The organism is Aquimarina mycalae (assembly GCF_029906345.1).
Lineage (GTDB): Bacteria > Bacteroidota > Bacteroidia > Flavobacteriales > Flavobacteriaceae > Aquimarina.
In genome coordinates this window covers 77,808-92,735 of the sequence record NZ_JARYGY010000011.1, presented here as the reverse complement: position 1 = coordinate 92,735, position 14,928 = coordinate 77,808, and the positions used below count along the sequence as shown (strand labels likewise).

Sequence of the window (14,928 nt, the reverse complement as noted above, 5' to 3'; positions counted from 1 at the left end):
AAAAATGTACACAGGAACAATCAGATTTATAACCATTCTTTTAGTCAGCATTCTTATGTTGTCTTGTAGCAGTGGGAATATTCAAAAACGAAATTCTATTCGGATAAAATACCTGGATGAATATGTAATATATAATGACTCTATTTTTAAAGGATCTAAAATCGGAGGGCTTTCTGGAATTGAATACCACAAACAAAAAGAAAAGTACTTATTGGTTTGTGATGATGCCAAAAACCCTAGGTTTTATGAAGCTACTCTTTCTATAGACAATAAAGAGATAACTAACATTACCATAAACAATCTCACCAACATCAAAGACCTTAAAAATCAGTTCTATGACAAAAAAGTATTAGATTTAGAAGCCATTAGAGTTTTTGATAAAAACCAATTGATTTTTACGAGTGAAGGATCAATTAAACAACATGCAAATCCTTCTATTTTTATTACCGATACTTCTGGGAATTCTCAAGAGAATTATAGACTTCCCTCCTATTTTTTGACCAATACTAATTCAAAAAACAAACCGAGACACAATGGAGTTTTTGAAGGATTAGTTTCCGATATTCAAAATACTGGATATTGGGCAGCTATGGAACTTCCTTTAGAACTAGATGGAACAGAACCTTCTTTTAAAGATTCAGGAGCGCCAGTTAGAATCACCCATTTTAACACTTCAACAAAAAAAGCGGATCATCAGTTCACCTATCCTTTAGATAAATTAGCTAAGGATCCTAAAGGTAAATTTGGCGTGAATGGGGTTACAGGTTTACTACAATTAACAACACAAGAATTTCTTATTATTGAACGTGGATATGCAGCTGGTTATGGTACTCAAGGAAACACAGTAAAAATATACTTAGCAACTATTGACGGAGTTACTAATACGCTTAATTTTGAATCTCTAGAAGATAGAAAATATAATGTAGCACACAAAGAATTGCTTTTTGATTTTGAATCTATTAGAAATCAATTAACTAATCAAATTGTAGATAATATAGAAGGAATTACTTTTGGCCCTATATTAGCTAACGGAAACCAATCATTAATTTTGGTAGCAGACAACAATTTTAATCCAGTTACCAAACAAATTAATCAAATTATACTGTTAGAAATTATTAATACACTTTAAAACTTATGAAATCTATTTTATTGTCATTGTTTATAGGAATTATTTCTTTCTCTTGTGTTGGGCAAGAAACTACCGAAAACCAAAACACAACTACATATATACTCGTTAGGCATTCTGAAAAAGATCTTAGTGACGCTAGCAATCGAAACCCCAATCTAACCGAAGAGGGAAAAAAACGATCAGAAAACTTGGCAAGCATACTAACAGATATTCAAGTTGATTATGTTTTTAGCACAAACTATAAAAGAACAATTCAAACCGCTACTCCTATAGCAAAAGTAAAAAATCTTGAAATAACGCCTTACGATCCACGAAACTTATACAGCAAAGAGTTTCAAGAACAAACCAAGGGAAAAACTGCTATCATTGTTGGACATAGTAACACCACTCCCACATTTGTCAATAAAATAATTGGCAAAAAAAAATATAGTGATATTAATGAGAAAGATTATAGCAAAGTATTTATTATCAAGATTACTGGAAATGTAATTACGGATATGGTACTAAATATCAATTAAAAGAGAATTCCTTCTAACAGATATACATACACATTTTCTAACTCAATTTTGGATAATAATTTTAACTCTTTTTGTTCAAACATCTTATCCAGTTTGGATAAAGGTGTAGTAAGATCATCCGTTTTATAATTATTATAATCTACAAATCGAATACCATTAATTATTCTTGGGTTAAAAGCCTCTCTAAAACGAATTCCTCCACCATCAACAGCATATTGATATGCAAGATAATCAATGGTAAAATTTTCTTTATGAATCCAGTACATAAACTCATCTTCAAAATCAGTTCCGCCTCCTTCTTTATTAAACGTAACTTTTATTTTATAATACGATGAGCCTTTAATAATAGATTCTCCTGTTAACTCTTTTTGCACAGCTGGAGCATTAAGTCCATAAGGTAAGTTCGCAAAATAATGTACAGAATTTACACCATCACTAATTTTGGTTATCATTGAATCTACAACTTTTACCGAACAGCTTTCTACGGATCTGGATAAACCTTTATTACTTAAGATATCATGAACTAAACCATCATTGCCAGATACCAACCTTTCTAATTGATAATTCCCATTACTGCGCGTACTTCTATATTTTTTTCCTCTAAACGTAAAATGAATACTTGAATTATCAAATCTGGATCCTCCAGCATTCTCTATAGTCTTATTTATTATTTCTTGTGCAGAAAACTGTGTCACCACGGTTGTAAACGATGCAAAAACTAAGACCGATAATAAAAACATAAACCTCTTCATACATTCTTTATATTAATTATGCGACTAAATTACTTTTTAGGATATCAATAGTTGTAATTATTTTGTTAAACTAACCTATCATTTAAAATATCAGATTCGTTTTCAAAAGTCACTTTTACTATAGTAGATTTTCAAGGGAAAAACTTTCTTAAAATCAATTAATTTTAAGTGTATTTTTTTTCAAAATTTCAAAAAGATAATTATTTTGCACGTCCTAAATCTTATAAATACTATGAAATATATACTATTACTGCTGGTTTTTGTGGTCACACAACCACTTTTTGCTCAGGATGCAGCAACCTATGAAAAAACAACAAAAGCGTTTCAGGAAAACTTTAATTCACAAAATATAGATGCGATCTTTGATTTGTATACTGTAGAATTACAAGAAGAAATGACCAAAGAAGGAGTGACACGTTTTATTAAAGGATGTCATTCTCAATTCGGAAATTTAAATACATTAACTTTTATAGAATCTGCAGAAGGAATCAATAGTTATACTGCTGCTTTTGATAATATCAGTTTAGTAATGGAATTAAAACTAGATGCAGAAGGCAAAATTGCAACGATACAATTTCAGGAACCTTAAAAAAGTTTTTGGAACAATACGTTTTACAAAGCTTTCTATATAGAAAGCTTTTGTATTTTTGTACTCTTCGCAAATTTCTTGCAAGAATAAATTTATGAGTCAGAATAAAATCAACATCCTAAATAGAAAAGCCAAATTCGAATATGAATTTTTGGATAAATATACTGCAGGCATTAAACTAGTAGGTACCGAGATAAAGGCCATTAGAGAAGGAAAAGCAGGAATAGCAGAAAGTTTTTGTGAGTTTCATAATAACGGTGAATTATTCGTGATTAACATGAATATCGAAGAGTACTCTCACGCAACATACTTTAATCATAACCCTAAAAGTGAACGCAAACTATTATTAAATAAAAAAGAGCTTAAAAAGCTTGAAAAAGAGGTTAAAAACTCTGGACTTACAATTATCCCTACTCGTTTGTTTGTAAATGATCGTGGGCTTGCCAAGCTGGATATTGCTTTAGCAAAAGGTAAAAAGCTATACGATAAACGAGAAACTATCAAAGATAGAGACAACAAACGCACCTTAGATCGTATCAAAAAAGATTATAAGTAAACTTACTTAAAAGAGATTTTCTCTAATTATTTTCTAGTATAAAACTATCTCTAATTTTTATCCTCTAATAAAGGGACAAAACGAAACTCCCCAAACTCATGTTTTTCGAATTTGGTTTCACTTTTACGAATAAACAATGTCATTACTTGTGGATCATTACCAACAGGAATAACCAACCTGCCTCCTATTTCTAATTGAGCCAATAAAGGTTTTGGGACATAAGGAGCTCCCGCAGTAACAATAATACCTTTATATGGTGCATATTCTGGTAATCCTTTATATCCATCTCCAAAAGACAGGTGCTTGGGACGATATCCCAGCTTAGGTAAAAACAATTTTGTTTTTTTAAATAGCTCTTGTTGTCGCTCAATACTGTACACCTTGATTCCTAATTCACACAAAACAGCGGTTTGATATCCAGAACCTGTTCCTATTTCTAATACCGTATCTCCTCGATCTACTTCTAATAATTCAGTCTGAAAAGCTACGGTATATGGTTGAGAAATGGTCTGATCGGCTCCTATCGGAAACGCTTTGTCTTGATATGCGTGATCATCAAAACCAGAATCCATAAACAAATGTCTGGGTATCTTACTTATAGCAGTAAGTACAGCAGTATCTTTTATTCCTTTGCCGATCAATACATCGACTAACTGTTTTCTTTTTCCAGCGTGTTTTAGAGTATCTTTAGATTTCATTAGGGTAGATTAACACGCTAAAATTACACAAAGATTTTAAAGATCAATAAACAATTCCAGCATTAAACGGATTATTTTACATTTTAGATAGAATTAAGATTTAGAATTTATAAATAATACTATTTTTGTGTAAAATCTTGAATTATGCTCAAAGCCGGAGTACTTGGCGCAGGACACCTTGGAAAAATTCATCTACGTCTTCTGGAACAATCTGAAAATTATGAACTTGTTGGCTTCTTTGATGCCAGTGAGAAACAAGCAAAAGCAATAGCAGCAGAGTTTGGCTATCAATTGTTTGATTCAGCTGAAGAATTGATTAACGCTGTAGATGTTGTAGACATTGTTACGCCAACATTTGCACATTTTGAAGTTGCAAAACAAGCGATACAAGCTGGAAAACATGTATTTATCGAAAAACCTATTACCAACACTGTTGATGAAGCGAAAGAGTTAATTACACTTGCTGAAACCCATAACGTAAAAGGGCAAGTAGGTCATGTAGAACGTTTTAATCCTGCATACACCGCAGTAGCCAATAAGATAGACAACCCTATGTTTATTGAGGCACATCGTCTGGCCGAATTTAATCCTCGAGGAACCGATGTTCCCGTAGTATTAGATTTAATGATTCATGACATTGATGCTATATTAAGTGTAGTACACTCTGATGTAAAACAAATTAGTGCTAGCGGAGTTTCAGTAATTAGCGAAACTCCAGATATTGCTAACGCCAGAATTGAATTCGAAAATGGTTGTGTTGCCAACCTTACTGCGAGTCGTATTTCATTAAAAAATATGCGAAAAGCGAGGTTTTTTCAGAAAGATGCATATATCTCTGTAGATTTCTTTGAGAAAAAATGCGAAGTTGTAAAAATGAAAGATGCTCCAGAACAACCTGGTGATTTTGATATGATCTTGCAAAATGCAGAAGGAGTTAAGAAACAGATATATTTCGACAACCCTAATGTTCCAGCTAACAATGCTATTTTAGATGAGTTAGACACTTTTGCAAAAGCGATTCAAAATAACACGACTCCCATTGTTTCTTTAACACAAGGTAAAAAAGCACTGGAAGTAGCATTAAAGATTATTGAGTGTTTTAAACACTAACTTTAGTTCCTAAAGTAGGCAGTAACTAGTTGGCAGAATGAAATATCGAATTATAAATTAATGGATTTTAAAAACTTATTGGCTTATAAAAAATCTTTCGAGTTGGCTATGATGATTTTTGAGGTCACTAAAACTTTTCCAAAAGAAGAAAAATATTCACTTACAGATCAAATTAGAAGATCATCACGCAGTGTATCTGCAAATATTTCAGAAGCTTATAGAAAGAGAATTTATCCAAAACACTTTATTAGTAAACTTACAGACAGCGATGCGGAAAATGCAGAAACTCAAACTTGGCTTAATTTCTCTCTTGCTTGTAATTATATAGATAAAAAAACTTTTGATAATATAATAGCCTTAAGTTATGAAGTTGGGAATCTAATTAACTATATGATTAAGAATCCTGTTAAGTTTGGGGTAAAAGACTAAGAAAAATTTTAGACTGCTAACGGCAAACTGATAACTGCAAACTATCTATTGCCAAAAGATTTGTTAAAAATCAAACAGTTTAAACGAAAACAATATTTAATTATAATAAACAATACACACATGAAAAACGTAGCAGTAATTGGTGCAGGTACAATGGGAAATGGTATTGCCCACACTTTTGCACAAAAAGGGTTTAAAGTTCAATTGATCGATATCTCTCAGCAGTCTTTAGATAAAGGATTAGCAACAATCACTAAGAATCTTGATCGAATGATTGCTAAAGAAAAGATTTCTGAAGCTGATAAAGAAGCTACTTTAGGAAATATATCTACCTATACCAACATCAAAGAAGGTGTAGAATATGCTGGACTTGTTGTCGAAGCTGCTACTGAAAACGTGGATTTAAAACTAAAGATCTTTAAAGATTTAAGTGAAGCTTGTCCTGAAGACACTATCTTGGCTACAAATACCTCTTCTATTTCTATTACTCAGATTGCTGCAGTAACTAAAAGACCTGATATGGTAATTGGCATGCATTTTATGAATCCAGTGCCTATTATGAAACTAGTGGAGATTATTAGAGGCTATAATACATCAGATGAAGTTACAAATACTATTATGGAAATGTCTAAAACCTTAGGCAAAGTTCCTGTAGAAGTAAATGACTACCCTGGATTTGTAGCAAATAGAATCTTAATGCCCATGATCAATGAATCTATAGAAACTTTATATAATGGTGTTGCTGGAGTTTCGGAAATTGATACAGTCATGAAATTAGGAATGGCACATCCAATGGGTCCATTACAATTGGCCGATTTTATTGGGTTAGACGTATGTCTTTCTATCCTTAATGTAATGTATGATGGCTTCAAAAATCCTAAATATGCACCTTGTCCCTTATTAGTAAACATGGTAATGGCAGGAAAACTTGGTGTAAAAAGTGGTGAAGGATTCTACAATTATTCTGAGACCAGAAAAGCAGAAAAAGTAGCGAAACAATTTATTTAATTGATACATCGTGCTTCGTACTTATAACTATAAATGACTATTTTTATTGGCAAGTATGAAGCACTTTTTAGTTATAGTACTACTCTTTATAATTACTTCTTGTCGACATACAAGCAGTAAGTCACAGCTTAGTAACAATTTTTCCGTAAAAGCATCCACAGCTCAAAGTAAATACGCCAGATACGATTCATTATTCAAAAAGAATCAGGATTTTGTGAGTATTAATTTTGACTTTCCAGTTGGTAAACCTGATGCCAAGGGATATTACAACGCCCAGAGATTCCAGGAAAACCATCACCTAGGTGATGATTGGAATGGCGTAAATGGTGGCAACTCTGATATTGGTGATGCCATATATGCTATTGCTAATGGATATGTCGCTTCTGCAAAAGATATAGGTGGTGGTTGGGGAAATGTAATACGAGTTATTCATAAATATAAAGGCAACTATTATGAATCCGTATATGCGCATTGTCAAACTATAAAAGTATCAAAAGGAGAATTTATTAAGAAAGGTAAGTTAATTGCATCCATAGGAAATGCTAATGGTATTTACTTAGCACATTTGCATCTAGAGATAAGAGATGATATCTTTATGGATATAGGAGGTGGATATTCGAAAAATACAAAAGGATATTTAGATCCAACTAAATTTATAAATGAAAATTAATAATAGTCACTAAAATGAATTTAAAATCTACTTTATAATTATTTCCTTTGTCTTCTTTTCTTATTCTATTATCCTGTAATATGAAAAAAGATTAAAAATATTACTGAGACTACAATTATCTCAAATGAATATCGAATTTCGGGAGCACTTAAAAATATAGAAGATGGTACCTGGATATTTATTCATAAAGACAATGAAACAATAGATATCAATAACTATTAACTAAAAAAATGGCAAAAATAAATCCATTCAAAGCAGTTCGTCCAACCAGAGATAAAGTAAGTTTGATCGCTTCACGATCTTACCAAAGTTATACTCCTGTAGAAAGAGATTCCAGAATGGACTATAACCCCTATTCTTTTTTGCACATTGTCAATCCAGGCTATAAGTATCAAAAAGAAATTTCAGGAGAAGAACGCTACAAACTAGTTCGTAATAGATATCTGGAGTTTAAAGAAGATGAAATTTTTATGCAAGATGAAACTCCGTGTTTCTATGTATACAAAATTGTGAATCGTGAAAAAGAATCCTTTCGTGGTATTATAGCAGCTGCAAGCGCAGAAGACTATGAAAATGATATTATCAAAAAACATGAGGACACCTTAACAGATCGTGAAACTACCTTTAAACAATATCTAAAAACTGTAGGATTCAATGCAGAACCTGTACTTCTCACCTATCCTGATAATGATACCATTGCCAGTATCATTGAAAAAGTTGCCAAAGAAAGAGCAGAGTATGAATTTACTACAACCTATAGGGACACACATTATCTGTGGAAAGTTGACGACAAAAAAAGTATTGAGCAAATTCAATCAGCTTTTGATACTATGAAAACTATCTATATTGCAGATGGTCATCATAGATCGGCTTCTTCTTATTTATTAGCTAAAGATTTAGAATCCAACAACACAGAACATAAGGGAACAGAAGCTTATAATTTTTTTATGAGTTACTTAATTCCAGAATCGGATTTAAGAATCTATGAATTTAATCGGTTAATTAAAGATCTTAATGGTTTATCAAAAGAAGAATTCTTAATCCAGTTGGACGAATGGTTTAGAATAGAAAATAGAGGGATCGAAGTATATAAACCATCTAAATCTCATCATTTTAGCATGTATCTGGATGGTGAATTCTATTCATTATATTTAAGAAAAAGTATCTATGAGTTCAAAGATGCCCTAGAAGAATTAGATGCACAAATTTTGTTTAAAACGGTATTAGATCCAATTCTTGGCATTAAAGATCTTAGAACCGACACAAGAATAGAGTATTCCCACGGAAAGAATGATATTGTTTATGTTAAAAGCAAAGTAGATCAGGGAGAATTTCAAGTTGGTTTTGGGTTATTTCCTGCTACTGTAGATCAAATGAAAAAAATTGCTGATCAAGGATTAAAAATGCCTCCAAAAAGCACTTATATTGAACCTAAATTGCGCAGCGGTATTACAATTTATGAATTTGATGACTAATATCTAATTAACAATCTCTAAAACATACACCTTTATTTCTAATTTGTAAATTTAGGTATCTTTGCACCTTATGAATTCTATTGAGGAGAACTTAATACATATACAAAAGACAATTCCCGAAGATGTTATACTGGTAGCTGTTTCCAAAACCAAGCCCATCTCTGATGTAATGGAAGCATATCAGGCAGGACAACGAATTTTTGGTGAAAACAAAATTCAGGAAATGACACAAAAGTGGGAAGCATTACCCAAAGATATTTCTTGGCATATGATTGGTCATGTACAGACTAATAAAGTGAAGTATATGGCTCCTTATGTAGATACAATTCATGCCGTAGATAGTCTGAAGCTTTTAAAAGAAATCAATAAACAAGCATTAAAGCACAACAGGACAATCAACTGCCTGTTACAAATCAAAATTGCAGAAGAAGAAAGCAAATTTGGTCTTAGCAATCAGGATGCTATTCATCTTTTAAACTCTGAAGAGGTGAAACTCCTTACCAATATTAACATCATAGGATTAATGGGAATGGCAACTTTTACAGACAATACAGAACAAATTAAAAATGAATTTAATACTATACAATCTCTTTTCAACACACTGAGAATAACGCATCCTACATTAAGGACTTTATCTATAGGAATGAGTGGAGATTATACAATTGCAATTGAAAAAGGGAGCACTATGGTACGCATAGGGAGCTCTATTTTTGGTGCAAGAAATTATAGTCATTAAAAAATGTAACTTTATACAAAAAATAAAACAAACTAATACCTATAGACTACCCCGCCAAAAACGTATGATGTACGCAATTTTAGATATAGAAACCACAGGAGGAAAATATAATGAAGAAGGAATTACAGAAATTGCAATCTATAAATTTGATGGTCACAAGGTAGTTGACCAATTTATTAGCCTTGTTAACCCAGAAAGACCCATACAACCCTTTGTTGTAAATCTGACTGGAATAAACAATAAAATGCTTCTAAATGCACCTAAATTTTATGAGGTTGCAAAAAGAATTGTAGAGATTACTACCGATTGTATTATTGTTGCTCACAATGCTTCTTTTGATTATCGAATCTTAAGAACCGAGTTTAATAGATTAGGTTTTGATTTTGAGAGACAATCTCTTTGTACTGTAGAACTTTCTCAAAAACTCATTCCAGATCAAAAATCTTATAGCTTAGGAAAACTGGTTCGCAGTTTAGGAATCCCTCTATCCGATAGACATAGAGCTACGGGAGATGCTCAAGCTACTGTAAAACTTTTTAAGCTTTTACTATCCAAAGATATAGAAAAGGACATTCTTATTAAAACCGTGCGCTCTGAAACTAAAAGAAAGGTAGATGACAAACTACTCAAATTAATTGAAAGTGTACCTTCTACAACAGGTGTTTACTATATGCATCGCGAAGATGGTACTATCATCTATATCGGAAAAAGTAAAAATATTAAAAAACGAGTTACGCAACATTTTACGAACGACAATAGAAAATCTAAAAGAATTCAAGAAGAAGTAAATCGTATTACGTATCAAGTTACTGGTAGTGAATTACTAGCTTTACTAAAGGAAAATGAAGAGATAAAACTGAATAAACCTAAGTATAATAGAGCACTTAAAAGAACTAAATTTGATCATGCATTATATCAATTCAATGATGAGAATGGTTACACAAATCTTGAAGTAAAAAAAGTAGATAGCGATAAACCAAGTATCACTACATTCACCAATAGACAGCAAGCAAAATCGTTTATGCATCGCTGGACAGAAGAATACAAACTTTGTCAGAAATTAATGGGATTGGATAAAGGAAATGGAAACTGCTTTAATTATACAATCAAACAATGTAATGGAGCCTGTATTCTAACTGAATCCATAGAAGAATACAATACCCGTGTTCAACTACTTATTCATAATAACTCGTTTGGCAATAAAGATATGATTGTTATAGATCGTGGTCGTGATATAGATGAACAAAGTGTTATTCTAATAGAAGGAGGTAAATTTAAAGGGATAGGATATTTTAACCTAAATCATCAGATTAATAATATAGATATTCTAAGATCTATTATTACTCCTATGAGTCATAATCGGGATGCACAACATATTATTCAAAGTTATACGCGACAACATAAAAAGTTAAAGGTACTTGCATTAGACAAAAATAAAATTGACCTAAAAAGGTAACATTTTGGTTGTAAAGGCAACTAAAAGTTATAAAAACAACATATCTATACATGCAACTACTACATTTTTTGATCTACTTTATATTATTTTCGTTCTTTAGCTATGCTCAGGAAGGGTACAATTATAAAAGCTTAGTAGTTAGTGAAGCTGATGTAAAAGGTATCTCTTACGAAAAAGATAGTACCGCCAACGCCTTTTATATTTATGAAAAAGGATATAGTAGGATAGAAAATGGAAGAAACTATAACCTACTTACTGATTACAATAGAAAAATCAAGATACTTAACAAAGAAGGATTTCATAAAAGCAAAATTGAAATACTTTTATATAGAAATGATAAAAGAAAAGAAACCTATAGAAACTTAGTTGCTTATACCTATAATTTCGAAAATGGTAGGGTTGTAAAAACCAAATTAGAAGAAAGTCGGGTTTATCAAGAGGAATATAACGAACATTATACATTAATTAAATTTACGTTCCCTAATGTAAAACCAGGATCTGTTCTCACCTACTCTTATCAAACAGAATCTCCGTTTATATTTAATTTTAATGGTTGGGATTTTCAGGATAATATCCCTAAACTACACAGTGAATATATTGCAGATCTTCCTGGAAATTATCTGTATAATATTAGATTGGTTGGTCCATTAAAATTAGATACCAATGAATCTTCAATTAAGAGAGCATGCCTCAATGTAGGAGGCGGAGGAGTTGCAGATTGCGCCCATAACCAATATGTTATGAGAAATATTCCTGCATTTAAGGAAGAAAAGTACATGACTGCCAAAAAGAACTATTTTTCTCGTGTAGAATATGAACTTAAAGAATTTAAAGGGTTTGATGGTGTCAATAAAAAGTATACCGAAACCTGGAAAAACGTAGATAAAGAACTTAAATCAAAAAAAACAATTGGAGTTCAGTTAAAGAAGGTTAATGCCACTAAAAATGTTCTTCCCGAAACTATACAAACAATGCCAATTGGCATTGATAAGGCCAAAGCTATCTACACACATCTGGCAAATAATTATTCATGGAATGGGAAGTATAGTATTTTTAGAGATGTTGAAATAAAAAGAATTATTGAATCTAAAACAGGAAATGTAGCAGAAATCAATATTTTATTACACAATACATTTAAACATCAAGGGTTTTCTGTAAAACCAGTACTATTATCAACCAGAACGAATGGATATGCTACCAAAATACATCCTGTTCTTTCTGATTTCAATTATCTTATTGTTCAATTAACATTAGATGGAAAAACCCACTTACTGGATGCAACAGAGAACACCCTTGCATTTGGCCAAATTCCTTTTAGATGTTTAAATCAATATGCGCGACTTTTGGATTTTAAAAAAGGGAGCTCTTGGATCAATATAAAGCCAAACAATCGTTCTTCTTTTTACTATAAAGAAAAGCTCACTTTAGACGAGGCATTAGTATTTAAAGGTACTGCAAAGTATATCTATGGGGGATATCACGGTAATTTCAAAAGAAATCAATTCAATAAATTATCAAAAGAAAAATTTTTAGCTAGAATTATTGGTGACGATGAAAGTATCTCTATTTCTAATAAAAAAGTTCAAAACGAAGATAATCCTGAACAACCATTTATAGAAGAAATCGAGTTTACTCAAACCGCGGATAAAATTGAAGATATCATCTATTTGAAACCTTTTATAAAGCCATTTTTTACCGAGAATCCTTTTAAACTTAATGAAAGAACATATCCTGTTGATTTTGGATACAGAGATTCATATACCTATTTGGTTTCTATTGAAATTCCTGACAATTATCAATTTCTAGATATCCCGAAGAATTTAAATTATTCATTACCAGAAAAATTAGGGAAATTAAGTTTAAATTTTCAGACGCAAGGTAATATCTTGTTGATCAATCATAATATTACGTTTTTATCCTCATATTATCCAACAGATTTTTATAGTTCTCTAAAAAAATTCTTCAACTTAATAGTTGATATGGAAAACAACTCAATAATAACAATTAAAAAAAATAATTAATTTTTTCATTACATTAGTATAAAACACACATTTTGAAAAACAATTCGCAACATAAAACCTGGAAAGATAAATTACACGAGGTCATTTATGAGGCCGATACAAGAGCTGGCAAATCTTTTGATCTAATTATCCTAACTATGATTCTTGCCAGTATCGTACTAGTAATGCTAGAAAGTGTCTCTTATATCAACGAGCAATACGCCTCTTTATTTAACATATTAGAATGGGTTATTACTATCGTATTTACCATTGAGTATTTTTTAAGAATCATTTCTATTTCCAAGCCAAGAACTTACATTTTTAGTTTTTATGGTGTTATAGATTTATTATCTACTATACCAAAATATTTATCTATATTATTTGTGGGTACACATGCGCTTGTTGCTTTAAGAGCTTTACGTTTATTACGTGTATTTAGAATTTTAAAATTAGCAAGGTTCATTGGTGAATCTAACAATCTGGTAAAAGCCTTAAGAGCTAGTAGACCAAAAATATCTGTCTTTTTATTTGCCGTTTTAATTGTCGCGATAATTTTAGGAACTGTCATGTATCTTATTGAAGGCCCTGAACATGGATTTAATAGTATTCCAAGAAGTGTATATTGGTGTATTGTTACACTCACAACTGTTGGGTATGGAGATATTTCACCAGAAACTCCATTAGGACAATTTATAGCTTCGATAGTAATGATTATGGGATATGGAATCATTGCTGTTCCTACAGGGATTGTAAGTGCTGAATATACTCAACAAACCAAAAAGAATGCTATTCCTCTTAACACACAACATTGTGGAAATTGCAATGAAAATGACCATTTAGATGATTCTAAATTTTGTCATAATTGTGGACAAACATTATTTAATGAAGAATAACCTTATAGTAATTATTGGTCCAACTGCGATTGGTAAGACTAGTTTAAGCATTACACTCGCCAAACATTTTAATTGTGAGATTGTTTCTGCAGATAGTAGGCAATTTTATAAAGAAATGTGTATCGGTACCGCTGTTCCTGACCCTGAAGAATTACAGCAAGCAAAACATCACTACATCCAACATACAAGTATACACAATTCTTATACCGTAGGTGATTTTGAAAAAGACGCGTTAAGGACTATAGATGAGCTTTTCAAAAAAAACAAGTATGCTATTTTAGTGGGTGGCTCAGGATTATATATTGATGCGGTGACCAAGGGACTGGATAGTTTTCCTGACATTAAAAGCACTGTTAGAGAAGAACTACAAAAAAAATACAAAGAACAAGGGTTAGAGGTTTTACAAGAACAATTAAAAATATTGGATCCTGTACATTATGAAAAAGTAGATCTACAGAATACACATAGAGTAATGCGAGCTTTAGAAGTATGCATCAGTAGTGGCAAACCTTATTCTTCTTTTATTACTAAAACAGCCAAAAAACGGCCATTTAATATCATTAAAGTAGGCATTACTGCAGAAAGAGAGATTATTTACAATAGAATTAATCAAAGAGTAGATTTGATGATTCAAGAAGGGTTACTTGAAGAAGTAAAGAGACTATACCCTAACAAATTGTTGAATGCATTGAATACTGTAGGCTACAAAGAGATTTTCGAATTTATTGATGGTAATTGCGAACTAGACGTTGCCATTTCAGAGATTAAAAAAAATACTCGTCGTTTTGCAAAAAGACAACTTACCTGGTTTAAAAAGGACCAAGAAATTACTTGGTTTGATTATCAAGACAATGCCGAAGCTACTATAGAATATATCAAAGAAAAATCGCTATAGATTATTACTATAGC

Annotated in this window: 16 protein-coding genes; 14 read left to right on the top strand and 2 right to left on the bottom strand. The window is 31.6% G+C overall.

The window, feature by feature from the left end; translation table 11 throughout:
• The first annotated feature begins 4 nt into the window (after positions 1-4).
• Both QBK95_RS21875 and QBK95_RS21870 read left to right on the top strand, forming a co-directional pair.
• The gene (locus tag QBK95_RS21875; RefSeq protein WP_280936698.1) at positions 5-1,129 is read left to right on the top strand and encodes an esterase-like activity of phytase family protein; all 1,125 of its coding nucleotides are present in this window, start codon (positions 5-7) and stop codon (positions 1,127-1,129) included.
• A gap of 5 nt (positions 1,130-1,134) precedes the next feature.
• Positions 1,135-1,647, top strand: coding sequence for a SixA phosphatase family protein (locus tag QBK95_RS21870; RefSeq protein WP_280936697.1), 513 nt, complete (start codon positions 1,135-1,137; stop codon positions 1,645-1,647).
• Here QBK95_RS21870 and QBK95_RS21865 read toward each other — a convergent pair.
• Positions 1,644-2,399 carry a DUF6503 family protein gene (locus QBK95_RS21865; RefSeq protein ID WP_280936696.1) on the bottom strand — a complete coding sequence of 252 codons (756 nt, stop codon included), beginning with the start codon at positions 2,397-2,399 and terminating at the stop codon, positions 1,644-1,646. The genes QBK95_RS21870 and QBK95_RS21865 overlap by 4 nt on opposite strands.
• Positions 2,400-2,631: 232 nt before the next feature.
• Here QBK95_RS21865 and QBK95_RS21860 point away from each other — a divergent pair, with 232 nt between their 5' ends.
• Both QBK95_RS21860 and smpB read left to right on the top strand, forming a co-directional pair.
• Complete coding sequence (locus QBK95_RS21860; RefSeq protein ID WP_280936695.1) at positions 2,632-2,988, top strand: DUF3887 domain-containing protein; 357 nt, start codon at positions 2,632-2,634, stop codon at positions 2,986-2,988.
• Between the two features lie 94 nt (positions 2,989-3,082).
• Positions 3,083-3,544, top strand: a complete 462-nt coding sequence (gene smpB / locus QBK95_RS21855; protein WP_280936694.1) for an SsrA-binding protein SmpB — start codon at positions 3,083-3,085, stop codon at positions 3,542-3,544.
• A gap of 50 nt (positions 3,545-3,594) precedes the next feature.
• On the opposite strand, the gene QBK95_RS21850 is transcribed toward smpB, so the two are convergent.
• A complete protein-coding gene (locus QBK95_RS21850) occupies positions 3,595-4,242 on the bottom strand; it encodes a protein-L-isoaspartate(D-aspartate) O-methyltransferase (protein ID WP_280936693.1) in 648 nt (215 codons plus the stop codon).
• A gap of 144 nt (positions 4,243-4,386) precedes the next feature.
• Between QBK95_RS21850 and QBK95_RS21845 the strand changes: the two genes are divergently transcribed.
• The 10 genes from QBK95_RS21845 (at position 4,387) to miaA (ending at position 14,914) form a co-directional block, all read left to right on the top strand.
• Positions 4,387-5,352, top strand: coding sequence for a Gfo/Idh/MocA family protein (locus QBK95_RS21845; protein ID WP_280936692.1), 966 nt, complete (start codon positions 4,387-4,389; stop codon positions 5,350-5,352).
• 60 nt (positions 5,353-5,412) lie between these two features.
• A complete protein-coding gene (locus QBK95_RS21840; RefSeq protein ID WP_280936691.1) occupies positions 5,413-5,781 on the top strand; it encodes a four helix bundle protein in 369 nt (122 codons plus the stop codon).
• Between the two features lie 120 nt (positions 5,782-5,901).
• Positions 5,902-6,789, top strand: coding sequence for a 3-hydroxybutyryl-CoA dehydrogenase (locus QBK95_RS21835; RefSeq protein ID WP_280936690.1), 888 nt, complete (start codon positions 5,902-5,904; stop codon positions 6,787-6,789).
• Between the two features lie 55 nt (positions 6,790-6,844).
• On the top strand, positions 6,845-7,459 hold the full coding sequence (locus QBK95_RS21830) for a M23 family metallopeptidase (RefSeq protein WP_280936689.1): 615 nt from the start codon (positions 6,845-6,847) through the stop codon (positions 7,457-7,459).
• A gap of 230 nt (positions 7,460-7,689) precedes the next feature.
• Positions 7,690-8,934 (top strand): DUF1015 domain-containing protein, encoded by a 1,245-nt coding sequence (locus QBK95_RS21825; RefSeq protein WP_280936688.1) that lies wholly within the window; start codon positions 7,690-7,692, stop codon positions 8,932-8,934.
• 70 nt (positions 8,935-9,004) lie between these two features.
• Positions 9,005-9,670 carry a YggS family pyridoxal phosphate-dependent enzyme gene (locus QBK95_RS21820; RefSeq protein ID WP_280936687.1) on the top strand — a complete coding sequence of 222 codons (666 nt, stop codon included), beginning with the start codon at positions 9,005-9,007 and terminating at the stop codon, positions 9,668-9,670.
• Positions 9,671-9,737: 67 nt separating this feature from the next.
• Complete coding sequence (locus QBK95_RS21815) at positions 9,738-11,126, top strand: exonuclease domain-containing protein (RefSeq protein ID WP_280936714.1); 1,389 nt, start codon at positions 9,738-9,740, stop codon at positions 11,124-11,126.
• Between the two features lie 50 nt (positions 11,127-11,176).
• On the top strand, positions 11,177-13,147 hold the full coding sequence (locus QBK95_RS21810; protein ID WP_280936686.1) for a DUF3858 domain-containing protein: 1,971 nt from the start codon (positions 11,177-11,179) through the stop codon (positions 13,145-13,147).
• A 32-nt stretch (positions 13,148-13,179) separates the two neighbouring features.
• Complete coding sequence (locus QBK95_RS21805) at positions 13,180-14,019, top strand: ion transporter (protein WP_280936685.1); 840 nt, start codon at positions 13,180-13,182, stop codon at positions 14,017-14,019.
• Positions 14,009-14,914 carry a tRNA (adenosine(37)-N6)-dimethylallyltransferase MiaA gene (miaA, locus tag QBK95_RS21800; protein ID WP_280936684.1) on the top strand — a complete coding sequence of 302 codons (906 nt, stop codon included), beginning with the start codon at positions 14,009-14,011 and terminating at the stop codon, positions 14,912-14,914. The genes QBK95_RS21805 and miaA overlap by 11 nt, the downstream gene beginning before the upstream one ends.
• The last annotated feature ends 14 nt before the right edge of the window (positions 14,915-14,928 follow it).